Raw genomic sequence first — 23,552 nt, 5'->3', positions numbered from 1 at the left:
GTCGCAATGATCATCTTTCCCTTCGGGTTCTATGTCTTGGAAGGCAAGTTGCCGGTCTATCTCGGTAATGACTTAGAAGCGCAGAAAGCCATGCAGGCTTGGCTGGAAGCGAACCCTGATTGTGTCCAGTTGCGCCTGGACGTCATAGGGCCTGAGCAGCTTTTGACGAGATTCCTGGGTTTCGATGTAAGCGGCCGGTCTGCCGCAATGGACCATGGGCCGCTTTTGTTCGAAACGACCTGCTGTGAAAAGGAAAACATCACAGTGCGGCGCCTGTACCATGACTATGATGCGGCGCTCCGTGGTCATGCCGAACTGATTGAGATCAGCCGAAAAAGGTTGCACTGACAGCTAGCCATACAAAGCGGAATCAGGACACTGTGGCCCTGCTCCTCCGCGCTCAGCGCATGGTAAGCTCTAGACGACAGAGACGGGAGCTCTTGGCAGGTAACTGCCGAGAGCTCCTCAGAGCCCTCGGCGGGAAACCGCCGAGGGCTTTGCTGTCTTCGGAAGCAAGATTGGGAGTCTTCGATCGACAACAGTCGGGCATCAGCCGCACGTGGCGATTTTCAAAAACGAAGTGCTTCTTCGCTTCGCCGGTGAACGGCTGGATGACAGGTTCGCTCCCGGGTGATGATGTTCTCGCTGCACCAAACACAGCGAGCGCGGCAACCTTGTTTTGCGTGGGCAATCGGTTGCTGCATCCACATCAATACGCCCAAGCCTCATCAATAACGCCGGCGGCGTGGTAGCCCATTCGGCGGATACGCCGTGAGAACGCCCGCAGAACAACTGATCCTGTTTTTGAGGCTGCCAAAACCGTTGTCGTTTACCGTCTGTGCCGACTTTGCCGATCACGCGAAACTTCAAAACGCCTGCAATTATAGGCATTTTGTGGTGCCGGCTGAGGGGATTGAACCCCCGACCTTCGGTTTACAAAACCGCTGCTCTACCGCTGAGCTAAGCCGGCGACGCCTGGAGAAGCGCAGGGGCCGGCGTACGCCGGGGCCCTCCGCCCGTGCGCGCCGCAATACCAGACTTGACTGGAAAGTGCCAGAACCCGCGATCCCCGATGCAGACATGAATCAGGCGGCCCCGAGGGCCGCCTGATCTGTCGCGTTCGGTTCAAACCGCTTTACTGGCAGATGTGGCGGTTGCCGTCTTGGCCCTTGAACCAGGTGCCGGGCGTGCAGACGAAGCCGTTGCGCTGGGCGTAGGTGCGGGTGTCCCAACCGCGATTGTCCCAGCCGCGGTTATCCCAACTGTTGTCGTAGGCGAAGGCATCGTTCGTGGCACGGAACGGGGCAGTTGCAATCGCGCCCGCAGTCCCGATGGCTGCGCCGGCCACGCCAGCGGCTGTTCCGACCGCGCCGGCGGCGACGTCGGTCGGCCAGAAGCCGGTGCGGCTCCTGTTCCAGTCGTTATTCCAGTCGCCGTTGGTGGTCTGGCGATAGGACACGCGACGATGCCGATAGCCGCTGTCGGTGTACGGATTTCCCGGTCCGACGTTCTGGCAGTTGGCGTTGGGGAATTGCGCCGCGCAACGGCCGGGATTGGTGATCACGGCCTGCGCCATGGCAGAGCCTGCCACCAGGGTCGCCGCAATCGCCGTGGCTCCGAGAAGTTTGACGTTCATGATTGTTTGGCTCCCGTTTTGTTGACGGGGGCTAAACGCGGAAGACGCCGGACGTTCCGCTGAAACCGCCGGATTTTCGTCAGCCATAGTCAAACGGAAGTGAGCACGCGCGACGGTTCCGGACTGCAGGATCCGGCGGCGTTAATGCTTCGCTAGTTCGCTTTGGCGCATTTGAGCGGCGCGCAATCCTTACACATTAGGCTTACCGGCAATTGGTGAGAGGGCCTTAACCCTCTCTGCGCCGCCATCGGGTAGGTTGTCGCCGAATAAATGGGGTCCCCTCATGCGCGCTGTGGCGCTCGCTGCCTTTCTGATCGGACTGCCCGCGACGGCGTTTGCCGGCGGCGGCTTCGATATCGTCGTTCCCGGTCGCCCCGGCGTGCCCATCATCATCAACAACATCGACGCGTCCTATGCCGTGATCGAGGGGACCTGGGGCCTGGGGAAGAACGTCCAAGTGCAGCCCACGATCTATGGCGGACGCTATGTCGCCGAGCGCCAGCCCACGGACGTCGGCCACTACTACCCGACGCTGGGCCTGCGGCCCGGCTATGGCCGGCTCGAGGTCGAACCGCCCGCGAACCGCAAATTGCCCAAGCCGCCCGATAGCTATCACCAGAGCTGGGGCGCCCAATCGGCGCCGCTGCCGCCGCAGATGGACGTGCCCGTCAATCCGCCGCCGGTGATCCTCGCGCCTGAGTTCAACGACCAGCCGCGGCGTCCTCGGCCGCGGCCGCGTGCAGAGATGCCCGGCAAGCCGCCGGGTTAAGAAACGACAATCCAAAAAACGGAAATCAACAGGAGAGAGTAATGCGTCAGATGATTTCGGGACTGGTCGCGGCGGCTGCCGTGATGTTCGCCGCCACCGCGCCCGCCGCGGCCTGCGGCTTCGATCCGTGCCAGCCGGTCGCGCCGGTCTATTCCGGCTGTAACACCGGCTGCGGCGGTTATGGGACCGGGTACGGCTACGGCGCCTATGAGCGTCTCGCCGAGCCCACCACGCAATATTATCACGTCAACCAGGGCCCGACCTACACCGGCCCGGGCGCCTTCGCGCCGTATCCGACCTACCGTGAGGACGCGGTGGTTGCGCCCGCCAATTACGGCTACGGCCGTGGCTATGGCTATGGGCACGGCTATGGCTATCGCGCCGCCGCGGTCGAAGCGCCGGCCGCCTATCCCTACCGCCGCCCGTATTACCGTCCGTATCGCTACGGCTACGGCCCGCGCGCCGGCTATCTGCCGCGCACGCATTACGGCTACGGTCCGCGCTACGGCTACGCCCCGCGCCATGCGCCGTATTATGGCGGCCACCGTGTGCTGCGCCGCTATTACTGATCGCTTGATCGGTTGAGCCAACGAGACGCCCGTCCGCGATGCGGACGGGCGTTTTGTTTTGTTACCGCTTCATCAGCCCGAGCCGGCTCGCGCCGACATAGAGCGAGAGCACGGCGGCATTCGAGACGTTGAGACTCTTGATCTCTCCGGGCATGTCGAGCCGCGCCACGACGCTGCAGGTCTCGCGTGTCAATTGCCGCAGGCCCTTGCCTTCCGCGCCCAGCACCAGCGCGAGCGGCTCGCGCAGGGTGACCTCGGAAAGATCCGCACTGCCTTCACTGTCCAGCCCGACAGTCTGGAAGCCGAGCTCGTTCATCGTGGTCAATGCGCGGGCGAGGTTTTGCACCGTCACCATCGGGACCAGCTCCAGCGCGCCGGAGGCGGCCTTGGCCAGCACGCCGGTCGCTTCCGGACTGTGACGCGCGGTGGTGACGATCGCCTTCACCGCAAAGGCGGCCGCCGAGCGCAGGATGGCGCCGACATTGTGCGGATCGGTGATCTGGTCGAGCACCAGCACCATGCCGTCCTGCTCCAAATCCTCGATGTCGGGCGAGGGCAGGGGATCGGCCTCGGCGAGCAGGCCCTGGTGCACGGCGTCGGGCGACAGCAGCCGGTCGATCTCCTGGGGCCGGACGATCTCGGGCGTGACCGGGATCGCGATGTTCTCGTCCGCCAGACGCCTTGCGGCGTTCTCGGTCAGCGTCAGCTTGCGGATCTGCCGCTGGGGGTTGGCGAGCGCCATGGAGACGGTGTGCCAGCCATAGAGGATGACAAGCCCGTCGGCGTCCGAATCGCGATCGCGGCGGGCCGGGCGACCGGCCGATTTTCCGGGCCTGTTGAAGGGCTTAGACCCGCCGCGGGGGCCCCTCGGGTTGAATTTTCGATCCTTCATGGGCTCGCTTGTGTCACGGGTCCCGGAATATGGCAATTTGGGTGGTGTCGGGGGCGATTTTAGCTGTTCGCCTCGGTTGACTTTACCCCATCGCTTCGCCGATAACCGCGCCCGGTCGCGCCCCCATCCGGGCTGTCGCGGCCTTCACGTTCCATGGCCGTCTTCGGTCGCCGGCAAGGTCCGGCCCGATTGTGCTGCCGTCGAGCGGGGGAGTGTCCCGAGTGGCAAAGGGAGCTGACTGTAAATCAGCCGCCTTATGGCTTCGCAGGTTCGAGTCCTGCCTCCCCCACCAGCCTTCGCTCGCTTCGCGAGCTACGGCTCGGCAAGCCGGCACCGATGGTCATGGCGCGAAGTGAGCGAAGGCTGTCGCGCCGCAGCCCGGAGGGCGCAGGCGGACTGGGTAAGCGCGCAAGTCACCCCATCATCTCCCGCACCATCGGCACTACCCTCCGCCCATAGCGCTCGATGCTCTTCATCAGCTTGCCATGCGGCAGCGGGCCCGCCGAATACTTCAGCTGAAACCGCGAAATGCCGAGCGCCTTTGCCGTCTTGGCGATCTTGCGCGCGACCGTCTCGGGCGAGCCGACATAGAGCGAGCCGTGCTCGGCCTCGTTCACGAACTCGTCGCGGCCCATCGGCGGCCAGCCGCGTTCCTTGCCGATGCGGTCGCGCATCGCCTTGTAGTCGGGCCACAGCTCCTCGCGCGCCTGTTCGTCGGTCTCGGCGACATAGCCTGGCGAGTGCACGCCGATCGGCTGTGCCGGGCGGCCGAACTCCCTGAACGCGCGGTGATAGAGCTCGACGAAGGGCGCGAAGCGCGCGGGATCGCCGCCGATGATCGCGAGCATCAAGGGCAGATCGTAATGCGCCGCGCGCACCACCGATTGCGGGCTGCCGCCGACGCCGATCCAAGTCTTGAGCGTGCCGTTCTCCACCGGGGGATAGACCAGCTGCCCCTTCAGCGGCGGACGCAGCTTGCCTTCCCAGGTCACCGGCTCCTGCGACAGCAGCGCTGCGAACAGATCGAGCTTCTCCTCGAACAGTTCTTCGTACTTGCGCAAATCAAAGCCAAACAGCGGGAAGGATTCGGTGAACGAGCCGCGGCCGAGGATCACCTCCGCACGTCCGTTCGAGAGCGCGTCCAGCGTGGCAAAGCGCTGGAAGACACGGATCGGATCGTCCGAGCTCAGCACCGTCACGGCCGAGCCGAGATGGATCCGCCTGGTCCGCGACGCGATGGCGGCCAGCACGGTCTCAGGGGAGGAGATCGCGAAGTCGGCGCGGTGATGCTCGCCGAGGCCGATGAAATCGAGGCCGAGCTCGTCGGCCAGCACCGCCTCGTCGACGACGTTGCGGATCACCTGTGCGTGCGGAAGCATCGCGCCGGAGGCGTCCCTGGTGACGTCGCCAAAGGTGTCCAGTCCGAATTCGAGCGGTGCGGTCATTGATGAGGTCTCTGCGGGCGCGGCTTGCGCGCCTGTCACTGGGGGAGGGGATTGCCTTGGTTGGAGCTAAGCAGCCGGGTCTGATGCACAATGCTGCTTCGAGAAACCCATTGTTTCCCTTTTTCATGGTGTCGGGGGGGGCCCGCCGCCCGCGGCTTCAGTCGGACCTGGCGAACATGTCGACCAGGGTGTCGCGCAGCCAGCGCTGCGCCGGTACGGTGTCGTTGCGCTGGTGCCAGAACAGGCTGACGATGCGCGGCGGCGCCTTGAGCGGAAGCGGCATCGCGTGCAGGAACGGCGCGTGCCGGGATTGCGAGCGCAAATCGCTCGGCAGCACGGCGATCAGGTCGGACTGGCGCACGATTTCGTAGGCGGCGCTATAGTGATTGACGGTCGCGACCACGTTGCGCGACAGCCCGCGCGAGGCGAGGAAGAGGTCGTAGGACGGCAAGGTCTTGCCGGCGAGGCTCACATCGACATGCCCCGCGTTGAGGAAGCTGCGCGTGCTCAGCCGCTTCATCGCGGCGAGCGGATGGCTGCGCCGCATGAAGCAGGCGTAGTCGACGGTCCACAGCGAGCGCGAGCGGATGGCGGCCGGCTGCTGCGCCTCGTTGACATAGACGCTGAGGACGCAATCAACGCGATTGTCCTCGAGCTGGTCGGCGATCTCCAAAATGGTGTTGGGAACGGTATGGATTCGCGCCTTTGGCGCGACCTTGCCGAAATGGTTCAGCAGGTTCGGCATCACCAGCGAGGCGACGTAATCCGACATCGACAGGCTGAACTCGGTCTGCGCACGGTGCGGATCGAACACCTGCTCGTCGAGCGCGCCACGGACGGTTTCGAGCGCTTCGCCGATCGGTTCCCACAGCACCACGGCGCGCTGAGTCGGACGGATGCCGGTGCCGGACCTGACGAACAGGGGATCGCCGAGCGCGTCCCGCAGGCGTGCGAGCGCATTGCTGACCGCCGGCTGCGTCATCAGAAGCGCGTTGGCGGCGCGCGTGACGCTGCCCTCGGTCATCAGGGCCTCGAACACTTTCAGCAGGTTGAGGTCGAGCGAGCGAAACGACAGAACATTCACCCCAGTGATGTACTAGATCATGATTATAAATTATGACGATAATATCTCCTTGTCTATGGTTCCGCCCGGGAACGAGCGGAGTGCCGGGCCGCCAGACAGAGGGGGACTTTCATGTCGATGATCTCGGCGCGGATCGAGCGCCTTCCATTCGCACGCTTCCACAAGCATCTACTGCTGATGGGCGGGCTCGGCTACATGTTCGACGCGATGGACGCAGCCGTGCTGGCGTTCATCCTGCCGGTGCTGCGCACGACCTGGAATCTGTCGAGCGTCCAGATCGGCGTGCTCGGCAGCAGCACCTATATCGGCTTCCTGTTCGGCGCGCTGCTGGCGGGCACGCTGGGTGACCTGATCGGCCGTCGCGCGGTGATGATGTCGGCGCTGGCACTCTATTGCGTCGCATCCATCGTCAGCGCTGCGGTGAACGACTGGTCGTCCTTCTTCGCCGCCCGCGTCGTCGCGGGCATGGGCACCGGCGCGGAGAGCGCGATCATTGCGCCCTATCTGGCGGAATTCGTCGCACGGCGTTACCGCGGCAGCTTTACCGGCGCGCTGGCCGGATTCTTCTCCTTCGGTTTCGTCGCGGCGGCCTTGCTCGGCTATTTCATCGTGCCCGCCTCTGAGAACGGCTGGCGCATCGTACTGGTGATCACCGCGGTGCCGGTCGTCATGCTGCTGTGGTGGCGCAGGGCGCTGCCGGAATCGCCGCGCTGGCTGGAAAGCCGGGGCCGGGAGAAGGAAGCCGCAGCCGTGCTGGACAGGATCGAGGCCGGATTTGCGAGCCAAGGCCATGTCCTGCCGCAACCGGTCGTCGAAATCACGGCGCCTGCCGTGACTGGTGGTACGCTGCTTGCCAATTTCGCCGCGCTCCTCGCCGGCCGCCAGGCGCGCATCACCATCATGACCTGGATCATGTGGCTTACGATCACGTTCAGCTACTATTCCTTCTTCGTCTGGATCCCCGGCCTTCTGGTCCAGAACGGCATGAGCATCACCAAGAGCTTCGCCTATTCGATCGCGATCTATTGCGCGCAAATTCCCGGCTATTTCAGCGCTGCGTACTTCAACGAGCGCATCGGCCGGCAGGCGACGATTGCCTCCTACATGGTGCTCGGCGGCGCCAGCGCGCTTGGACTTGCATTCGCGCAGAGCGATCAGCACATCATGGTCGCCGGAATCTTGCTGTCCTTCTTCATGAACGGCACCTATGCGGGGGTCTATGCCTATACCGCCGAGGTATTTCCGACGGCCGTCAGAACCACCGGCGCCGGGCTCGCCTCCGCCATCGGCCGCATCGGTGCGATCGTCTCGCCGATCCTGGTCGGCTATCTCTATCCCAATTTCGGCTTCGCCGGCGTGTTCGGCCTCACCACGAGCGTGCTGCTGTTAGGCGCGCTCACCGTGGTGCTGATGGGGGTGCCGACGCGCGGCCGTTCGCTGGAAGAGATCGCGGCGGGTGAAGTCGCATGAGGGAAACGAAACACCGGTCCGATCCGCTGCTCTGCGCGGTGGCGGCCGCGCAGGGCAGGGCGGATCAGCCGGATGCCCTGTACTCGGCGCTGGACGACGCCCTGAAGTCGGCGATCGGGCACAAGCTGTTCACGATCCTGACCTATGACGACGACACGAGGGAAGCCGCGCGGGTGTATTCCAATCTGCCCGGACCTTACCCCGCGGGCGGCCGCAAGCACCTGGCGCCGGGGCCGTGGACCGAGGCCGTGCTCGACCGCGGCGAGGCCTATATCGGCCGCACCCGGGACGATCTGCGCGAGGTGTTCTCCGATCACGAGCTGATCGCTTCGCTCGGCTGCGAAAGCGTGCTCAACATGCCCGTGCGCTGGCGCGGGCGCACACTCGGCTCGCTCAATCTGCTCCATGAGGCAGGCTGGTACGTCGAGGACGATAGCGCCGCGTGTCTTCCATTCGCCCAGCTCGCCTTGCCCGCGCTGCTCATCCAGTCCTGATAAGACAGGAAGTCGTCATGTCCCGTGTGCTCTTCAAGAACGCCGCTCTGCTCGATCCGCTTCAGCCGGACCTCCTGGAGGGACATCACGTGCTGGTCGAGGACGGTCTGATCAAGGAGGTCTCCGATCGGCCGCTCCAAGTGGAAACCGACCGCACCGTCGATCTGAAGGGCAAGACGCTGATGCCCGGCCTGATCGACCTGCATGTGCATGCGATCGCCGTCGAACTCAATCTGGCGCAGCAGCACATGCCGAACGTGCTGGTGACGCTGCGCTCAACGCTGCTGCTGCGCGGCATGCTTCGGCGGGGCTTCACCACCGTGCGCGACGCCGGCGGCGCCGGCCATGCGCTGAAGCAGGCGATCGAGACCGGTCTCACCGACGGTCCGCGGCTGTTCGTCTCGGGACGTGCGCTCAGCCAGACCGGCGGCCACGGCGACATGCGGGCCCGCTCGGATTATCTTGCCAGCGACGCACCGTGCCCCTGCTGCGTGCGTGTCGGCGCGCTGGCGCGCGTTGCCGATGGTGTCGACGGCGTGCGCAGGGCGGCGCGCGAGGAACTGCAGATGGGCGCCGACCAGATCAAGATCATGGCCTCCGGCGGCGTTGCTTCACCGACCGATCCGGTCGGCGCCTTCGGCTACTCCGAGGACGAGATCCGCGCCATCGTCGAAGAGGCGCGCGGGCGTCAGACCTATGTGCTCGCCCACGCTTACACCGCTGCCGCGATCGAACGCGCGGTGCGCTGCGGGGTGCGCACCATCGAGCACGGCAATTTGGTCGATGCTCCGACCGCGCAGCTGATGGCCGAGAAGGGCGCCTATGTGGTGCCGACGCTCGTCACCTACGAGGCGCTGGCTAACGAGGGTGCCCAATATGGCCTGCCGCCCGAAAGCGTTGCCAAGATCGCCGATGTCCGCGACGCGGGCCTGCGTTCGCTCACGATCTACCGCGACGCCGGCGTAAAGATCGGGTTCGGCAGCGACCTGCTCGGACCGTCGCAGCGTCTGCAGAGCGACGAATTCCGCATCCGCGCCGAAATTCTCGGGCCGCGCGCCGTCATTGCCAGCGCGACATTGATCGGCGCCGAGGTGCTCGGCATGGAGGGTAAGCTCGGCCGCATCATGCCGGAAGCCATCGCAGACCTGCTGGTGGTCGACGGCAATCCGCTGCGCGACGTGGCCTGCCTGCTCGGCCAGGGCGAGCACATCCCGATGGTGATGAAGGCGGGCAAGGTCCAGTTCGACCGGCTGAGCGCCTAGCGCCACATCCCGCGCATCCGCGCGCCGATGTCGACCTTTGGCCCTTGCGCGGCAGTGCGCGCTGAGCTTGCGCCGGCTTTCGGCCAGGCGGTGCGCTCGAACAGATAGACCAGCGGCTCCGGGATGAAGCGGGTGCGCGAGGCGTAGACGTGGCGGTCGCCCTTGGCGGCCTGGCCATGGGTGAAGAAGCGCTGCGGCACCACGAGGTGCAGATCGTCCTTGGCGCGCGTCATCGCGACATAGAGCAGGCGGCGTTCCTCCTCGAGCTCGGCGCTGGTGCCGGCGCCGAGATCCGACGGCATGCAGCCGTCGACGACGTTGAGCACGAACACCGATTTCCACTCCTGGCCCTTGGCGGAGTGGATGGTGGAGAGGATCAGATAGTCCTCGTCGCGCAAAGGCGGCCCGGATTTGTCGCTGGTCGCATCCGGCGGATCGAGCGTGAGCTCGGTCAGGAATTTCTCGCGCGAGGCATAGCCACTCGCGATCTGCTCGAGCTGCATCAGGTCGGCGCGGCGCGTCTCCGAATCCTCGTGGAGGCGATCGAGATGCGGTTCGTACCAGAGCCGCACGCGTTCGAGATCGGCCGGCCATTCCGAATAGCGCAGATTTTCGATGGTGCGGACGAAGTCGGTCCAGTCCGCGCCGGTGCGCGGCGGCACCGGGAGCTGGCCGAGCGCGGCGAGCGGATCGGAGCTCTCCGCCATTTGATCGAGCACGCGCTGCGCCGTCGCCGGTCCGATGCCCGGCAACAGATGCAGGATGCGAAAGCCGGCGACGCGGTCGCGCGGATTTTCGGTGAAGCGCAGCAGCGCGAGCACGTCCTTGACATGCGCGGCATCGAGAAATTTCAGCCCGCCGAACTTGACGAACGGGATGTTGCGGCGGGTCAGCTCGATCTCCAGCGGGCCCGAATGCGAGGAGGTCCGGAACAGCACTGCCTGGTGCTTCAGGAGCGCGCCTTGCTCGCGGTTGGCCAGGACTTCCTCGACGATGTAACGGGCCTGGTCGGTCTCATCGTGCACGGTGACGAGCTGCGGCTTTTGCGCGGAGCTGCGGTTGGTCCAGAGGTTTTTTGTGAAGCGCTCGCGCGCCAGGCCGATGACGCCGTTCGCCGCCGCCAGCACGGGTTGCGTCGAGCGGTAATTGCGGTCGAGCGTGATCATCTCGGCGCGGGGCGAGAAGCTCTGCGGAAAATCCAGAATGTTGCGGACCGTGGCGGCGCGGAACGAATAGATCGACTGCGCGTCGTCACCGACGACGGTGAGGCCGCGTCCGTCCGGCTTCAGCGCCAGCAGGACCGAGGATTGCAGGCGGTTGGTGTCCTGATATTCGTCGACCAAGACGTGATCGAAGCGGCCGCCGATTTCTTCCGCGATCAGCGCATCGCTCATCATCTGCGACCAGTAGAGCAGCAGGTCGTCGTAATCCAGCACGTGCTGGGCCTGCTTGGCCTCGACATAGGCCGCGAACAGGCCCTTCAGCTCGGCCGCCCAGCCTGCGCACCAGGGATAGTGCGCCCCCAACACCTTCTCAATCTCCATCTCGGCATTGACGCAGCGCGAGTAGATCGACAGGCAGGTGCCTTTGGCGGGAAAGCGGCTCTCCGTCTTCGACAATCCGCGCTCGTGCCGGACCAGATTCATCAGGTCGGCGGAATCCTCGCGGTCGTGGATGGTGAAGGCAGGATCGACGCCGATCCGCTCGGCATATTCGCGCAGCAACCGTGCGCCAATGCCGTGGAACGTGCCGGCCCAGCTGAGCGCGTCGCGCATGATCGCGGCATTGTTCTCGCCGAGCACTTTTCGGGCGATGCGCTCGACCCGGCCGGCCATCTCGGCCGCGGCGCGGCGTGAAAACGTCATGAGGAGGATGCGGCGCGGATCGCTCCCCGCGACGATCAGATGCGCCACGCGGTGGGCCAGCGTGTTGGTCTTGCCGGAGCCCGCGCCGGCGATGACGAGCAGCGGCGCGCCCACGGTCGCACCATCGGCCACGCCATGCTCCACGGCGCGGCGTTGCTCCGCATTGAGCGTGTCCAGATATGTCGCCACGAATCGCCCCGGTGAAACAGCCAGAGTCGGCGATCCCGCTGCGAATCGCAATGCGTCTGGACGGGACCGATGTTAAGACCTAGGGACAAGACGGCCCAAGGTTCCATTCCAAAAAAAGCGCCGCCCGGCATGACCGAGCTCAAATCCGACCAGTTCGAGATGCGACGGCTGGAATCGCTCAGCAACACCATCTTTGGCGTCGCCATGACGCTGCTCGCCTACGACCTGCCCAGGGCCGCGGTCTTCACCAGCGCGCCGGACTGGAACGATCTCGCCCGGGTCTATTCCGGCAAGCTCGCGGGTCTTGCGCTCAGCTTCATCATCGCCGGCGTGTTCTGGATCAGCCATCACCGGCGGCTGGCGCGCCAGCCCGTCGGCAGCCGCGGCGCGGTGATCCTCAATTTGTTCTTCCTGCTGTCGATCGTGCTGCTGCCGGTGACCAACGGCCTCTACACCAACTACGCCACGAGCAGTGCGGTCGCCGTGCTCTACGGCCTGCACCTGACTGCAATCGCCGGCCTCAATGCCTGGCTGTGGTGGAGGATCTTGGGCGGCTGGCGCCAGGAGATCATGGCCTCGTTGTTTCCGCTGCTGGTGTTCATCCCGGGCACGGTCGTTGCGGCGTTCGCGCCGCAAGTCGCGCCGTTCGTGTGGTTCATCGCCTTCGGCGGGCTGCTGATCCAGCGCTTCTATGTCGGGCCCACCGGGACGGACAATTAGGCCTGCCGTTCATTCGCCGGAGGGCGTCGCGCCGAACCCGTCGGCCGGCACGTAAAGCTTGACCGGGCGGATTTCGTAGACCGCTGAGGGATTGACCTGGCGCAGCGTTCGCGCCGCCGCGATCGCCTCCTCTTCCGTGTCGTACTCGACGAGGTGGAAGCCCAGAAGCTGCTCCTTGGTCTCGGCAAATGGGCCGTCCAGCACGACCCCCGCGCCGGGGCCGCGCAAGGTGCGGGCCTTTCGGGTCTCATCCAGGCGGGCGGCCGGGCCAAAATGCCCGCTTGCCCGGAGGGGAGCCTGAACCTCGATGACCTTTGCCACGACCGCGGCGTCCTTCTCGGGCGTCCAGGACAAGATCTCGTCTTCCACGTGATAGGCCAGGATGGCGTAAAGCATCGTCACCTCGTTGATTTTAGCTGCGCGCGTCCAAAGGACGTATCACCACCGTCGCAGCCGACAATGGGGCTGCGGAAAATATTGCGCCGCGGGGTGCGGCGACGAAACCTTCCCGAAACCCGATTGCGGCCGAAAGGTGTGAACGCCGCGCGAAATCGGCGCGACTGATTGCCACCAAGAGCACTTCGGAGGCGGCCATGTCGACCATCAAGATCATCTGCGACGCGCGTCGGACGGGAAAGTCGGAGCTTGCGGATCTGCACGACCAGAGCAGCCACCATCGCTATTACGGCAGCTCGGCCGAGAGCGGCGGCGAGCGCATCGTTGAAAGCCGGCGCGGCAAGCGCCCGCGCGCAATAAACGTTTGCGGCTTCTAGGCCCAATGCTTGCGAAACAGCCTGCGACCATGAACGTCGTGCAGATATCGATCGCCGCGATGCCGTTCCTGCTCTCGCTCGCGAGCAGGTCCGGCAAGGCGATGGCGCCAAGCCTGCTGGCGGGCATCTTCACCGTGCTTCTCGGCAGCGAGCCGCCGCGGGCGGCCATGGCCTGGTGCGTCGGGCTGTTGATCGCGGCGGTTGCGGTGCGGGAGCGGACTCGCACGACCTGACCGCGTGTCACATCCCGCTCAGCACCTGCTTGATCAGGGTTTCCCGCAACCGGGCGATTTCGCCGCTCGCCTCCATCTGCTCGATCATCCTTCCGACCTTCGGCACGAGATCGCGATGCCGTTCATGCAGATGGTGGTAGATGCTGATGCGCTCGAGGGGTGGTGAGAGCGGGTGGATCCTGGCCTGGAGATTGAGTTTCCTCACCGCAGCCAACCCGCTGAAGAGGTCGGTGACCATCACGTCGATGCGGTCGGCGTCGAGCATCTTGACCATGTTGTCGAGGCTTGTCGTCGCCGTGACCCGGGTCATGCCGCGCGTACCGGCTTCCGACGAGCCGACGCCGCGTACGATGCCGATGCTGTAGTCCCTAATTGAATTCCAGCCGGCGACGTCGAACTGCAGTTTCGTGGTGAAGACAGTAGGCTCGATGTAATTGATCGCAGGTGTCACCTGGATCAGCGTCGGATAGTCGCGAGAGAGCGTTCCAATCCGCTGGACCTCGCCGTCGACCTCGCCGGTGCTCGACAGCGCGAGCGCGCGCTTGCCGGGCACATCCTCGAATTCGAGCTTGATGTTCAGCCGGGCATAGACCGCGCGGAGCATCTCGCCGCCGACATATTGATCGGGGATATCGGCGATGCGCGCCAGCCTGATGACCTCTTGCGCCTGCGACGGGCCTGCCGCGAGCAGCAACAGGCAGACCACGACTATCCGCCTCATGACGCATCTCCCTGGCCATGCCTCTTGGGCGTGCCCTGCTACCATCGGACTCCGGTGCCGCGATCTACCGGAGATGGCGGCTGCGCCGGTCCGCAACGTTGAGAGCGCGTTCCCGCTGTATGGCGGCTCCGGACTTTCACCGATGTCATTCTAGGACGCGAGGTGGTAGTTTGCCTGGGAATCCTGCTGCTGGGCGCAAGATATGACCCCGTCGAGCTCAAGCCGCCCAAGGGCCAACAGGATCATCGGCCGACAAGATCGCCACGTGTATCGCGTGCTGAGGCAGCGCCTCAACCGTTCACCTGCTCGCGGCTGCGATCGGTAAGCTGAGCAGGTGCCGCCATTTTCGAGGACATGGTGCATGGGCGACGCAGGTGACGATGATATCAAGCGTGGCCGCGCCATTGCGCCGGCGGCTGCGAAGCAGGATTTGACCGGCATCGGCGCCCCGCTCGCGCCTCCGATGTTCGCGGCGCTCCTGTCGCGGATCTTCAACTGGTCGCGCAGCGGCGTCGGGCCTCGGCTGCTTGCCGCCGTGCTGCTGTTCTCATCGGTCGTGACGCTGACCCTGACCGCGCTCCAGCTCTATCTGGATTACAATCGTGAGGTCGGACTGATTGAGACGCGGCTCGACGAGATCGGCCGCAGCACTACGGGCAGCCTCGGAGAGAGCCTGTGGAATCTCGACCAGAACCAGCTCAAGCTCCAGCTCGATGGCATTCTGCGGCTGCCTGACATCCGTGCGGCGGAAGTCCGCGAGATCGCCGATCGGCCAAATCCGATCCGTGTCGAAGTCGGCGAGCGAAACACCCGTTCGATCATGACCCGGGACTTTCCGCTGACCACCGTGTTGCAGGGGACCTCGCGCGCCATCGGCACGCTCCGGGTCGAGGCGACGCTGACCGACGTCTATCAGCAATTGCTGAACAGGGCCCTCGTCATTCTGGCAAGCCAGGCGGCAAAGACGTTCCTCGTCTCGTTGTTCATCATCTACATGTTTCATCTGCTGGTGACCCGGCATCTCGTCGCCATCGCTGAATACGTCGGCAAGTACAGCCTCGGACGGCCGCCGCCGCCTCTGCGCCTGGAGCGCCGGTCGCCTGACGATGCCGACGAGCTGGACAAGGTCGTCGTTGCTTTCAACGCCATGTGTGCCAACCTCGAACATGCCTATGGCGAGCTGCGCGAGGCCAATGGGAATCTCGAGCGTGACCTGAAGATACGGCAGCGCGCCGAGGAGAACGCCCGCGCGAGCGAGCAGCGCTTCCGTGATTATGCCGAGACCGCATCCGACTGGTTCTGGGAGACCGGCCCGGATCACGTGTTCACCTATATTTCAGATCGGGCCGGTGCTTTCGGCATGGACCCCAAGGCGCTGATCGGCAGGCGCCGTTCAGACGCCGCCTTCGACCACGATGCCGAGCCGCAGAAATGGCGCAGTCACTGGGCCACGCTGGATCGCCACGAGCCGTTCCGGAAGTTCGAGTATCGCGGCCGCGATGCGGCTGGCCGCGCGCACCATTTCAGCGTTAACGGCCAGCCGGTGTTCAGCGCCGACGGACGCTTCATGGGGTATCGTGGTTCGGCTACTGATCTGACCGAGCAGCACGAGACGGAGGAGCGGCTTCGCCAGTCGCAGAAGATGGATGCGATCGGTCAGCTCACCGGTGGCGTCGCGCATGACTTCAACAACGTGCTCACTGTCATCACCGGCACCATCGAGATCATCCGGGAGGGACTGGCGGACAAGCCCGACCTCGCCGCGATCGCCCAGCTCATCGACGATGCGGCGGCGCGAGGCGCGGAGATCACCTCGCAGCTCTTGACCTTTGCGCGTCGCCAGCCGCTGGAACCGCGCGAGATCGACGTCAACGGCCTCGTGCTCGAGACGGCGAAGCTGCTGAAGCCGATCCTGGGCGGAAACGTCGAAATCGTGACCCGCCTCGCGGACGACGCCTGGCCGGCGATGGCCGATCCGTCGCAGCTGTCGTCGGCGATCATCAATCTCGCCGTCAATGCGCGGGATGCGATGCCTGGCGGCGGCACGCTGACGCTCGAGACCGCGAACCGCGAATTCGATGGCGCGGATGGTGCCGGTGACGGCGACGCCACGCGCGGCGCCTTCATCATGGTCGCGGTGGCGGACACCGGCCATGGCATCCCCGCCGACATCCGCGACCGCGTGTTCGAGCCGTTCTTTACCACCAAAGGGGTCGGTCGCGGCACCGGGCTCGGCCTCAGCATGGTCTACGGCTTCGCCAAGCAGAGCGGCGGCAGCGTTGCGATCGAGAGTGAGGAAGGCCGCGGCACCGTGATTCGGCTGCTTCTGCCGCGATCTGCGGGCGGAGCGCAGGCGAGGGCCGGGTCGCTGCAGGCGCCCGCGGCGGCACGCGGGCACGAGACGATTCTCGTCGTCGAGGACGATCCGCTGGTGCAGGGCTATGTCATCGCCCAGCTCGGCAGCCTCGGCTATCGCACCCTCGCAGCCGGCGACGGCGCAACCGCGCTTGCGCTGGTTCAGCAGGGCGCCCAATTCGATCTGCTGTTCACCGACATCATCATGCCCGGCGGCATGAACGGGCAGGAACTGGCCGAGGCCGTGCGCCGCCTCCGCCCGGGGATGAGGGTGCTCTATACGTCCGGCTATACCGACAACGCCCTCGACCACGACGGTCATCTCGGTCCCGGCGTTGCGTTGCTGAGGAAGCCGTACCGGAAGGCGGACCTGTCATCGAGGATCCGCGAGGTGCTCGCCGGCGAGCCGCCCGCCTGAGCAGCCGGCGCGCGATGCCAACGAAAAAGGCGCGGCGGGGGAAGGCCCCCGTCGCGCCCGATTTCTTGCTCGCTGGTCCAGGGCTGAGAGCGCCCCGATGCCAAGCCTCTATTCAAGGCTTAGCGGGCGATCCCAGCGAGGTGACAGCGCTTGGTAAAAGACACTGGATCACCTCCTTTCGTTGGTTGCGGAAGATTTCAATATAGGCGGCAATTCCGCCATTGTTAAGGGGAGGCGGGTCCGGAGGAACCAGCGGCTGTTCGCAAGGCCGGGAAAGCGCTGGAAGCCCCATCTGGGCAGTTGATCCTGGGCAGTTGAGACCGCCGCCCGGCCGTGTTAGGGAGCCCCTGTCGCGGGTGTAGCTCAATGGTAGAGCAGCAGCCTTCCAAGCTGAATACGAGGGTTCGATTCCCTTCACCCGCTCCAATTATTTCAATAACTTAGCGCGTTAAGGCCTTTCCATTCTGACAAGCCGCGCATTCTCATTCTGACAAACGTTCACTTCCTTTCGCTTGTTTTGCACGGCGCTTGATGGGTTTCATTGCGCATCTTGCTTTGCCTGATCGTCGTCGTGCAGATAGTGCGCCATAGCTGCCGTCGACGACCACTGACCCTTCTTCATTAGCTGCGTTTCCGTTAGCCCGCATGTGCTTTGCTTCGGTCGTGCCGCGGTGGCGGCCGAAAGAGGTAAAAGTTAGCTCGGGCCGTAAACCTGCAGCCAAGATAATCTTCTTCGTGATGCGTTGGACTTGAGTCAGCGTCTCGCCCTTGCCAAACCAGGGTAGACTGCTCCCATCACGTCGCAACATCAGACCTCCTGTCGGACGCAGCTCCTTGATCGCGTCGAGCTCTGCCATTAGCAGCGGGTAAAGTGCCTTCCCCTTGGCGTTGAATAGGGGGTCCCAAGATCCAGTGCTGGTCTTGTAGTTGATGACGTAGACGTGGCTCGGGGGGCGGTAGTGATCAGCCGTGGAACCAATGAAAATGTGGGCCTCGCGTTGAAGCAACTCCCAGCCGATCAGTGCACTGGTGGCAAGCGACGGATAACCCATTTCGATCGCTTTCGTCCGGAAAGCTGCAAGCTCCGCAAAGGTCGCGTGCGACGTTTCGCGCGAACTGGACTGCAGGCCCATCTTTTCGAAGGGATTCCGAGGCGGGAGCAAGCCCGGATGTGCTCGGGAAATGGCGTTCCATGCGCTACGTGCGGTCTTCATCGCGTGATTGACCGTCGTACGGCGTTCGATCTTTTCGCCTTTCACTTCTTTGAAGAGCAGTCTTTCGAAGAGCTGATCGACGAAAGCGGTGTCAATACTTGCGACCCGGCGCGTCCCCAGTCGTCGGCCATCTTGCAAGATGTACTCACCGATTATTTTGATGCCAGTCTCATGAACCCGGCACTGACCGGGGCTCAAAGGCTGAAGTCGCTTAGCTGTCTTCTGGGGACCACGTTTGACGGTAGAGATGAAACATCCAATCTACCGTGCCGATGACCACGCCAATGCCAATCGGATTTTGCGTCCTCGCCGCCCATGCGCCAGCTATCTGAAGCTCGACCTGAACAGCACATCCTGCAAGAACTCATCCTGCAGGATGCGGTGTACATACTGCCAGCAAGAGATGTTAGCGGCAGACGTAGCTGCCGTTAACCAGAACGCGGACACAGGCGGTGCCCACCGCAGCCGCACCAACTGCCGCGCCGCCTACGACCGCACGCCTGGTGGTGCGCCGTGCAACGCCGGCCACTGACACGGGTGTCAAGGGGCGTCCGACCCGTGCTTCTGCCCGGCCTAGCGAGAGCGACAGGCCTTCGTCGGCCGACCAGTCGATTGAGCCGGACACTCCGAGGGCGATCACGGCACCTGTGAGTGATAATCTTGTGAGCATGCCACGCTTCATGATGGTCTCCGTCCTGTGAGAGTGAATTTGGATCGCTCCATGGTTCGCTGCTCGGACCATTGATCAAGGTCAAGGAATCGCAAGAAAACGGTGCAGCTGGTAAGCGCGGGCGACACGCGAAGACGCTCCCAGCAGAATGGGGGCGGGAGCGAGCTTCTCCGACTCTTTACTTCTGCACGCAGAGCGGTCTCAGCGTCTCGTCGCTGCTGCGCGCTTTCGCGTATTCCGTCAACGCCATCCGGGCTACCTCGCAACGCTCTGCGCTTGAAAACTCTTGTGTCGATATGACGGCGCCATTCGCGACGCCAAGCCAGCTGATGACGACCAGAACATAGGTCATGGTATCCTCCCCCTAGGCGTCGATCTCCTGAGCGCAGATTGGCGCGAGAGGCGGCGGCTCAATGAGCGCCGCCCATCGCGCCATCATCAAGCTCTATTGGCACACATACATGATGCCATCACCGCCCTTCACCAACGAGCCTGGGACGCATCCGGTGCAATTGCGCGCCGCATAGTCGGCCAGCCGCTATAGCCGTAACTCCACGATCCGCCGAAGTAATAGGCTCGCACCGCGTACCAGGGCAAACCGTCATTCGTGTAGTAGTGACCGCGATAATAAGGAGTGACGTACAATCGGGCGGCCGCTTGGGCGTTGTCGAGTCGCAGCGAGATCCCGCCTCGGTCGGTCAAGCCAATGAACAGCGTCGTGCCGCATACGAGCGCGGCGACGGCAACGGCAATCTTCCTTGCGCTTATCGACTTCATGGACGTTCTCAAAAAATGAACTTCAACGCCACAACAGGGCGGCGATTTGCGTTAGATCAAGGGAATCAAACAAATCGAATCTGCTTCTCCTTCGAATTCGCCGGATCAGTTCGGATCAAATAATGCGGATCTGGAGGATAGCGCTCCAGCCCGACAAGTGCGGCCCGCCATCGGAAAGCTCGCTGTCACGGTGGCAGCGCCGGCTCTCTCTGCACTGGAGCCAAGTATGCAATTGTGCGAGTGCTTTTCGCCAGAATGCTTCAGGCAGTCGGGGACGAGCTCGGAGACGGCATCGCGGTTCGGGATCTGCTCTTCATCATCTCTGCCGATCGGTTCGTAGGATCCTGTTGCGCAGCGACCAATTTGCTGAACGCAAAGAAGAATCTGGCGACGATACCCTCGTCCGATCCGGGCTCATCACGAAGCGCCTCTGCCGCCATAAGCGACCAGCTTCTTGCCTCAGCCATCCAGACGGTGCGGTTTGCCGCATCCTCACTTGCGAGCTGCCGACAAAGTGCTGCGCGCGAACTCAGCTCGAATTGACTCATCATCGTCCCTCCCTGCCAGAAGCTCGATGTACGCGGTGAGAACTCTGCGTTGCGTGCCACATCTCTGCAATTGACCTTCCGGTCATTGTACCAAGGGGCATGTCACAGCCACTGACCAAGCCGCGCGATACTACGCGAGGCGGTGTTGCGAAAATTCAGTTTGTTGATCTGGCTCAAGCGACGCCGCATTCGAACGCGGTGAACATTAGCCTGCTGCAGCGTGCGTGCGCTTACCAGTGAAGCGCCACCGATGCATCAGCAAGTGCTTCACCAGGGGCGCGCCGCGGCGGAAGCAACGGCGGCTCGATTTAGGCAGCCATGCCCATGCAGGTCGCATTTCTTCGCCAATCCTGCCGCCGTGGCCCGTTGCTTGCCAGACGAAGGTCTGCGGCGGCAATGGCGCCGACAATGCCCATCTCGCGATATCTGGTCTATGTCGGCGGTGCGTTGCTCGCGATGCTCTTCGTTGTGGACGCCCTGGTGCAGGATCGGCCTGCCATCCACGGTGGAGCTGCGCGCTCCGCGACCATCCGCATCCATTCCGATTGGAAATTGCCCGAGCGGGTCGTTCTCGACACCAGCCTGCCGACGATCGTCGCAACCGACATCGCCAAGGTCGAGCCTGGTGCCCTGCCGGGCGCCGACCTCTCACAGAGGCGCGCTCGCGAGGCCTTCGCTCAGCTAGGAGCAGCCGATGCCGAACGACCGCCGGCGCGTCCGTCGACAAAAGCTGATGTGAAGCCGCAGCGTCAAAACAAAAGTGCGAGGAGGCACATCGAAAGAAATATCCGGCTCGTCGCGCGGCCGCCGCAGTACGGCTGGTTTGGCAACCAGGTTTGGTGAGCATCTTCGGAGGGGGGCGCCCGCCATCGACACTATCAACGAGTGCACGTCGAGGCATTGCCCAATCAAACGTCCTTTAAGATCGGGAGTAACTGGCATGAGTGAAACGTCAAGGTCTGACGACATCGATCGTCGCGGGGCTCTTTCATTGCCTGGATGGGCCGCTGTATTCGGATTGGCGGCATCCGGCACGGTGCTGTTAGGAACAGAAGTGTCGGCGCAGACGATCGGCATGGAGCGACGCCAGGAGAGGCGGGGAGCCCGCCACGAACGGCGTCAGGAACGGCGCACGGGCCGGACTGAACGCCGCCAGGAAAGGCGTACAGGGCGCACGGAGCGCCGTGAAGAGCGGCGCAACTAGGACGTCAACATGCTCTCACCGATCATCGTTGGCCGGCAGATGTCTGCTTGATCGCGATCCGGAAGCTGGCGGATGCCGCAGACCTGGTACGTCACATTCGAGGTGCACAAGCGTGGGACCTTGCCGAAGCGGCGAAGTCCACGGGAGACACGCACATTCGAGAGCGAAGCCGAGGCGCGGGCTTTCGCGCGAGAGAAATTCAGTGAGGGATTGATCGTGTTTGCAGGCACGCTCAATCCCTTTTTGCCACGACGGCTGATTCCCTCGAGCGACATTCCGTCCTGGATAGAGCAAGACCGAGGCGAAGAGGTTGGCGGCCACGATGACAAGCGCGACCCGGAGAAATAGGCAGCATGTCTTGGTGCTTCATGCCGATATCGCGCTCGAAATGTCTTGAGTGTTGCCATTATGGCACGTGGAGTTTGTGCCCTCGCCCGTAGAGTTTCAGCTGGAAGTTGGGGGATGATCGCAGTGCAACAAGTCGCCGTTCGAGCAATCAAAAAGCGGCCGGCAAGGAGAGAGCATGATGAAAAGACTTCTGCTGACAACCATTGGCGTGGTGACGCTGGCCATGGGACCCGCCATGGCTGCCGATATGGCCGTGAAGGCGCCGCCCCCGGCACCGATTATTCCGATCTACAATTGGACGGGGCTCTACATCGGCGGCAATGGTGGCTGGGCGCAGAACCACAATTGTGTCGATTTCCTTGACGCGGCCGGCATCGCCGTCGCTTCCGGCTGCCGCGATCGTTCCGGTGGTGTTATCGGTGGCCAGCTTGGTTATCGCTGGCAGGCCAGCCAGTGGGTGTTTGGTTTGGAAGCTCAGGGCGATTGGGCGGATTTGAGCAATCAGCGCGTCAGCCTGTTCGATCCAACGCTCTCCACGCGCGCCAAAACGAGCGCTATCGGCCTCTTCACCGGCCAGATTGGCTACGCCTGGAATGCGTCACTGCTCTACGTGAAGGGCGGCGCTGCGGTGACAGACAATCGCCTCAGCGTACTTGATACTGCGACCGGCGCCGAGCTCGCGGCGCAAAGCGCAACCCGCTGGGGTGGTGTTATCGGTGTCGGATTCGAGTATGGCTTCACGCCGAACTGGTCGGTGGGTCTCGAATACGACCATCTGTTCATGGGGCACCGGAATAATTCGTTTACGGTCGCTGATCCGCGACTTGCTGCTTTCGTGAACGATCGGATCACCCAGGACGTGGATATGCTCACCGTGCGCTTCAACTACCGGTTTGGCTGGGGCAGCAATCCGGTCGTCGCGAGGTATTGAACTCTCCCGATCGGATGTCTTCAGGGGGCCGGCAGCAACGCCGGCCCTCTTTTTTTGCGCTTTGTCGCGTCCTATCCTCAGCGCCTGACCACGCGATCGACCGGACCGCCGGGATTGGTCGGAGTGCCGGGCCGCACTGCTTCTCGTGCGGCAGCGCGCGCGACGGGACGCACTCCAGGACGACGCCCGGTCTTGGAACGCAATGCGCGGGATAGTCCAACGTATTGGCAGTATGCGACGGCGTTGGCGCTCCCAGAACTCGTGAAGACGAACCCGACCGTCATCAATGCAACTGCTAATGCGATGGATGGCTTCATTTTTGGCCTCCTGTTTTTGGAGCCGTAGTGGAAGCCTGCGCGTTGCGGACGTTACCGGCACAACGGTTCGTCTGCCGCGAGGATCGTCCGATGCGGCTCTCGCGCCATACCATGTCGATCGCTCAAAACTGTTCGTGCTGGAGCGGCTGGATTCCGTCGAGCAGGTGGATGCTGACCGGGTCTCTCGGGCGATCGAATACACCCGGTTTCCTTACACGATGTCTTCGAATGACAGCCTCATTGAAGAGGAGGGATTGCTGTTACGGGCCGCCGATCTCATCGGTCAGCTCGGCAATCCCAACTATCTGAAGAAGTCCAACGCGCTGTTCTACGAATTCGAGGAGATCGGTCTCAACAAGACCCTGGGCTACGCGACGCCGGCGGATATCGTTTACAAATATCCGCCATTCTCTTGGAGTAACGTAGCTCCCCAGATCCAGCCGGCGATACGTCATCTCAACGTGACGTCCCGAGGCCGGCAATGGATAGCGAGTCTCTACGGCAACGTAGTTCGGGCCGAGCGCGAGCTGACTCTGTCCGGACCACAGCCCTAGCATTACAGTTGCTTTTGTTGCGGGCTTCTGAATCCATGGGCAACCATGATTCGAATGTCGTGGGCGCGGGCCGCGTCGGTTGAGGCGACGCTTG

25 protein-coding genes, 3 tRNA genes and 1 pseudogene are annotated in these 23,552 nt (G+C 63.5%); 16 read left to right on the top strand and 13 right to left on the bottom strand.

All coding sequences use genetic code 11. The features are described 5' to 3' along the window. Positions 1-6: 6 nt before the first annotated feature. Complete coding sequence (locus tag IVB50_RS36655; RefSeq protein ID WP_018458103.1) at positions 7-348, top strand: hypothetical protein; 342 nt, start codon at positions 7-9, stop codon at positions 346-348. A 201-nt stretch (positions 349-549) separates the two neighbouring features. On the opposite strand, the gene IVB50_RS36650 is transcribed toward IVB50_RS36655, so the two are convergent. The 3 genes from IVB50_RS36650 to IVB50_RS36640 form a co-directional block, all read right to left on the bottom strand. After that, complete coding sequence (locus IVB50_RS36650; protein WP_157643050.1) at positions 550-858, bottom strand: hypothetical protein; 309 nt, start codon at positions 856-858, stop codon at positions 550-552. A 37-nt stretch (positions 859-895) separates the two neighbouring features. Then, a tRNA-Thr gene (locus IVB50_RS36645) sits at positions 896-970 on the bottom strand. 165 nt (positions 971-1,135) lie between these two features. Next, positions 1,136-1,636: a hypothetical protein gene (locus IVB50_RS36640; RefSeq protein ID WP_018458104.1), complete on the bottom strand. Its 501-nt coding sequence runs from the start codon at positions 1,634-1,636 to the stop codon at positions 1,136-1,138. Positions 1,637-1,919: 283 nt separating this feature from the next. Here IVB50_RS36640 and IVB50_RS36635 point away from each other — a divergent pair, with 283 nt between their 5' ends. Continuing rightward, positions 1,920-2,405 (top strand): hypothetical protein, encoded by a 486-nt coding sequence (locus tag IVB50_RS36635; RefSeq protein WP_018458105.1) that lies wholly within the window; start codon positions 1,920-1,922, stop codon positions 2,403-2,405. A 41-nt stretch (positions 2,406-2,446) separates the two neighbouring features. Further along, positions 2,447-2,974 carry a hypothetical protein gene (locus tag IVB50_RS36630; protein ID WP_018458106.1) on the top strand — a complete coding sequence of 176 codons (528 nt, stop codon included), beginning with the start codon at positions 2,447-2,449 and terminating at the stop codon, positions 2,972-2,974. Positions 2,975-3,035: 61 nt separating this feature from the next. On the opposite strand, the gene rlmB is transcribed toward IVB50_RS36630, so the two are convergent. Then, complete coding sequence (gene rlmB, locus IVB50_RS36625) at positions 3,036-3,866, bottom strand: 23S rRNA (guanosine(2251)-2'-O)-methyltransferase RlmB (protein ID WP_018458107.1); 831 nt, start codon at positions 3,864-3,866, stop codon at positions 3,036-3,038. 206 nt (positions 3,867-4,072) lie between these two features. On the opposite strand from rlmB, the gene IVB50_RS36620 reads away from it, so the two are divergent. After that, a tRNA-Tyr gene (locus IVB50_RS36620) sits at positions 4,073-4,158 on the top strand. Between the two features lie 121 nt (positions 4,159-4,279). Here the strand turns inward: IVB50_RS36620 and IVB50_RS36615 are convergent. Together IVB50_RS36615 and IVB50_RS36610 are read right to left on the bottom strand one after the other, a co-directional pair. Continuing rightward, complete coding sequence (locus tag IVB50_RS36615; RefSeq protein WP_018458108.1) at positions 4,280-5,311, bottom strand: LLM class flavin-dependent oxidoreductase; 1,032 nt, start codon at positions 5,309-5,311, stop codon at positions 4,280-4,282. 157 nt (positions 5,312-5,468) lie between these two features. Further along, the gene (locus IVB50_RS36610; RefSeq protein WP_018458109.1) at positions 5,469-6,395 is read right to left on the bottom strand and encodes a LysR family transcriptional regulator; all 927 of its coding nucleotides are present in this window, start codon (positions 6,393-6,395) and stop codon (positions 5,469-5,471) included. A 111-nt stretch (positions 6,396-6,506) separates the two neighbouring features. Between IVB50_RS36610 and IVB50_RS36605 the strand changes: the two genes are divergently transcribed. The 3 genes from IVB50_RS36605 to IVB50_RS36595 are packed head-to-tail and all read left to right on the top strand — an operon-like array spanning position 6,507 to position 9,621. Beyond that, positions 6,507-7,865 (top strand): MFS transporter, encoded by a 1,359-nt coding sequence (locus IVB50_RS36605; RefSeq protein WP_018458110.1) that lies wholly within the window; start codon positions 6,507-6,509, stop codon positions 7,863-7,865. Next, complete coding sequence (locus IVB50_RS36600) at positions 7,862-8,359, top strand: GAF domain-containing protein (RefSeq protein ID WP_018458111.1); 498 nt, start codon at positions 7,862-7,864, stop codon at positions 8,357-8,359. The genes IVB50_RS36605 and IVB50_RS36600 overlap by 4 nt, the downstream gene beginning before the upstream one ends. A 17-nt stretch (positions 8,360-8,376) precedes the next feature. After that, positions 8,377-9,621 carry an amidohydrolase family protein gene (locus IVB50_RS36595; RefSeq protein ID WP_018458112.1) on the top strand — a complete coding sequence of 415 codons (1,245 nt, stop codon included), beginning with the start codon at positions 8,377-8,379 and terminating at the stop codon, positions 9,619-9,621. Here IVB50_RS36595 and IVB50_RS36590 read toward each other — a convergent pair. Then, a complete protein-coding gene (locus tag IVB50_RS36590) occupies positions 9,618-11,675 on the bottom strand; it encodes an ATP-dependent helicase (RefSeq protein ID WP_018458113.1) in 2,058 nt (685 codons plus the stop codon). The two genes, IVB50_RS36595 and IVB50_RS36590, sit on opposite strands and share 4 nt — an antisense overlap. 129 nt (positions 11,676-11,804) lie before the next feature. Between IVB50_RS36590 and IVB50_RS36585 the strand changes: the two genes are divergently transcribed. Beyond that, positions 11,805-12,395 (top strand): TMEM175 family protein, encoded by a 591-nt coding sequence (locus IVB50_RS36585; RefSeq protein ID WP_247299708.1) that lies wholly within the window; start codon positions 11,805-11,807, stop codon positions 12,393-12,395. A gap of 9 nt (positions 12,396-12,404) precedes the next feature. On the opposite strand, the gene IVB50_RS36580 is transcribed toward IVB50_RS36585, so the two are convergent. Further along, on the bottom strand, positions 12,405-12,791 hold the full coding sequence (locus IVB50_RS36580) for a YciI family protein (protein WP_018458115.1): 387 nt from the start codon (positions 12,789-12,791) through the stop codon (positions 12,405-12,407). Positions 12,792-12,988: 197 nt separating this feature from the next. Here IVB50_RS36580 and IVB50_RS36575 point away from each other — a divergent pair, with 197 nt between their 5' ends. After that, positions 12,989-13,168, top strand: coding sequence for a hypothetical protein (locus IVB50_RS36575; RefSeq protein WP_018458116.1), 180 nt, complete (start codon positions 12,989-12,991; stop codon positions 13,166-13,168). A gap of 29 nt (positions 13,169-13,197) precedes the next feature. After that, a complete protein-coding gene (locus IVB50_RS36570; RefSeq protein WP_026233505.1) occupies positions 13,198-13,401 on the top strand; it encodes a hypothetical protein in 204 nt (67 codons plus the stop codon). A 7-nt stretch (positions 13,402-13,408) separates the two neighbouring features. Here IVB50_RS36570 and IVB50_RS36565 read toward each other — a convergent pair whose 3' ends face one another. Further along, the gene (locus IVB50_RS36565; protein ID WP_026233506.1) at positions 13,409-14,122 is read right to left on the bottom strand and encodes a transporter substrate-binding domain-containing protein; all 714 of its coding nucleotides are present in this window, start codon (positions 14,120-14,122) and stop codon (positions 13,409-13,411) included. Between the two features lie 361 nt (positions 14,123-14,483). Between IVB50_RS36565 and IVB50_RS36560 the strand changes: the two genes are divergently transcribed. Beyond that, positions 14,484-16,895 (top strand): ATP-binding protein, encoded by a 2,412-nt coding sequence (locus tag IVB50_RS36560; protein ID WP_018458120.1) that lies wholly within the window; start codon positions 14,484-14,486, stop codon positions 16,893-16,895. A 352-nt stretch (positions 16,896-17,247) separates the two neighbouring features. Then, positions 17,248-17,321 (top strand) — tRNA-Gly (locus IVB50_RS36555). A 56-nt stretch (positions 17,322-17,377) separates the two neighbouring features. Here the strand turns inward: IVB50_RS36555 and IVB50_RS36550 are convergent. The 4 genes from IVB50_RS36550 to IVB50_RS36535 all read right to left on the bottom strand — a co-directional run bounded on the left by IVB50_RS36550 (position 17,378) and on the right by IVB50_RS36535 (position 19,556). Further along, a complete protein-coding gene (locus IVB50_RS36550) occupies positions 17,378-18,247 on the bottom strand; it encodes a hypothetical protein (protein ID WP_245288493.1) in 870 nt (289 codons plus the stop codon). Positions 18,248-18,515: 268 nt separating this feature from the next. Continuing rightward, entirely contained in the window at positions 18,516-18,791 is a 276-nt protein-coding gene (locus tag IVB50_RS36545; RefSeq protein WP_083926505.1) for a hypothetical protein, read from the bottom strand. A gap of 166 nt (positions 18,792-18,957) precedes the next feature. After that, a complete protein-coding gene (locus IVB50_RS36540) occupies positions 18,958-19,131 on the bottom strand; it encodes a hypothetical protein (RefSeq protein WP_018458122.1) in 174 nt (57 codons plus the stop codon). Between the two features lie 128 nt (positions 19,132-19,259). Beyond that, positions 19,260-19,556, bottom strand: a complete 297-nt coding sequence (locus IVB50_RS36535; RefSeq protein WP_245288494.1) for a hypothetical protein — start codon at positions 19,554-19,556, stop codon at positions 19,260-19,262. Positions 19,557-20,560: 1,004 nt separating this feature from the next. On the opposite strand from IVB50_RS36535, the gene IVB50_RS36530 reads away from it, so the two are divergent. From IVB50_RS36530 to IVB50_RS36515, 4 genes and pseudogenes are all read left to right on the top strand, one after another. Continuing rightward, complete coding sequence (locus IVB50_RS36530; RefSeq protein ID WP_247299795.1) at positions 20,561-20,947, top strand: hypothetical protein; 387 nt, start codon at positions 20,561-20,563, stop codon at positions 20,945-20,947. A 433-nt stretch (positions 20,948-21,380) separates the two neighbouring features. Next, positions 21,381-21,656, top strand: coding sequence for a hypothetical protein (locus tag IVB50_RS36525; RefSeq protein ID WP_018458127.1), 276 nt, complete (start codon positions 21,381-21,383; stop codon positions 21,654-21,656). A gap of 175 nt (positions 21,657-21,831) precedes the next feature. Continuing rightward, the gene (locus tag IVB50_RS36520) at positions 21,832-22,587 is read left to right on the top strand and encodes an outer membrane beta-barrel protein (protein WP_018458128.1); all 756 of its coding nucleotides are present in this window, start codon (positions 21,832-21,834) and stop codon (positions 22,585-22,587) included. A 373-nt stretch (positions 22,588-22,960) separates the two neighbouring features. After that, positions 22,961-23,458: pseudogene (locus IVB50_RS36515) on the top strand (metal-dependent phosphohydrolase); the annotation flags it as partial. Between the last annotated feature and the right edge of the window lie 94 nt (positions 23,459-23,552).

It is taken from the genome of Bradyrhizobium sp. 87 (genome assembly GCF_023073015.1).
Classification (GTDB): Bacteria; Pseudomonadota; Alphaproteobacteria; order Rhizobiales; family Xanthobacteraceae; genus Bradyrhizobium; species Bradyrhizobium canariense_D.
The sequence above is the reverse complement of the archived record's forward strand: the minus strand, read 5'-3'. Positions and strand labels throughout refer to the sequence as shown.

Bases quoted from the DNA above. Each gene is read 5' to 3' on its own strand.
- IVB50_RS36655 (WP_018458103.1), top strand. From the start codon at position 7: ATGATCATCTTTCCCTTCGGGTTCTATGTCTTGGAAGGCAAGTTGCCG.
- IVB50_RS36640 (WP_018458104.1), bottom strand. From the start codon at position 1,636: ATGAACGTCAAACTTCTCGGAGCCACGGCGATTGCGGCGACCCTGGTG.
- IVB50_RS36635 (WP_018458105.1), top strand. From the start codon at position 1,920: ATGCGCGCTGTGGCGCTCGCTGCCTTTCTGATCGGACTGCCCGCGACG.
- IVB50_RS36630 (WP_018458106.1), top strand. From the start codon at position 2,447: ATGCGTCAGATGATTTCGGGACTGGTCGCGGCGGCTGCCGTGATGTTC.
- rlmB (WP_018458107.1), bottom strand. From the start codon at position 3,866: ATGAAGGATCGAAAATTCAACCCGAGGGGCCCCCGCGGCGGGTCTAAG.
- IVB50_RS36615 (WP_018458108.1), bottom strand. From the start codon at position 5,311: ATGACCGCACCGCTCGAATTCGGACTGGACACCTTTGGCGACGTCACC.
- IVB50_RS36605 (WP_018458110.1), top strand. From the start codon at position 6,507: ATGTCGATGATCTCGGCGCGGATCGAGCGCCTTCCATTCGCACGCTTC.
- IVB50_RS36600 (WP_018458111.1), top strand. From the start codon at position 7,862: ATGAGGGAAACGAAACACCGGTCCGATCCGCTGCTCTGCGCGGTGGCG.
- IVB50_RS36595 (WP_018458112.1), top strand. From the start codon at position 8,377: ATGTCCCGTGTGCTCTTCAAGAACGCCGCTCTGCTCGATCCGCTTCAG.
- IVB50_RS36585 (WP_247299708.1), top strand. From the start codon at position 11,805: ATGACCGAGCTCAAATCCGACCAGTTCGAGATGCGACGGCTGGAATCG.
- IVB50_RS36580 (WP_018458115.1), bottom strand. From the start codon at position 12,791: ATGCTTTACGCCATCCTGGCCTATCACGTGGAAGACGAGATCTTGTCC.
- IVB50_RS36575 (WP_018458116.1), top strand. From the start codon at position 12,989: ATGTCGACCATCAAGATCATCTGCGACGCGCGTCGGACGGGAAAGTCG.
- IVB50_RS36570 (WP_026233505.1), top strand. From the start codon at position 13,198: ATGAACGTCGTGCAGATATCGATCGCCGCGATGCCGTTCCTGCTCTCG.
- IVB50_RS36565 (WP_026233506.1), bottom strand. From the start codon at position 14,122: ATGAGGCGGATAGTCGTGGTCTGCCTGTTGCTGCTCGCGGCAGGCCCG.
- IVB50_RS36560 (WP_018458120.1), top strand. From the start codon at position 14,484: ATGGGCGACGCAGGTGACGATGATATCAAGCGTGGCCGCGCCATTGCG.
- IVB50_RS36545 (WP_083926505.1), bottom strand. From the start codon at position 18,791: ATGAAGCGTGGCATGCTCACAAGATTATCACTCACAGGTGCCGTGATC.
- IVB50_RS36540 (WP_018458122.1), bottom strand. From the start codon at position 19,131: ATGACCTATGTTCTGGTCGTCATCAGCTGGCTTGGCGTCGCGAATGGC.
- IVB50_RS36535 (WP_245288494.1), bottom strand. From the start codon at position 19,556: ATGAAGTCGATAAGCGCAAGGAAGATTGCCGTTGCCGTCGCCGCGCTC.
- IVB50_RS36530 (WP_247299795.1), top strand. From the start codon at position 20,561: ATGCTCTTCGTTGTGGACGCCCTGGTGCAGGATCGGCCTGCCATCCAC.
- IVB50_RS36525 (WP_018458127.1), top strand. From the start codon at position 21,381: ATGCCGCAGACCTGGTACGTCACATTCGAGGTGCACAAGCGTGGGACC.
- IVB50_RS36520 (WP_018458128.1), top strand. From the start codon at position 21,832: ATGATGAAAAGACTTCTGCTGACAACCATTGGCGTGGTGACGCTGGCC.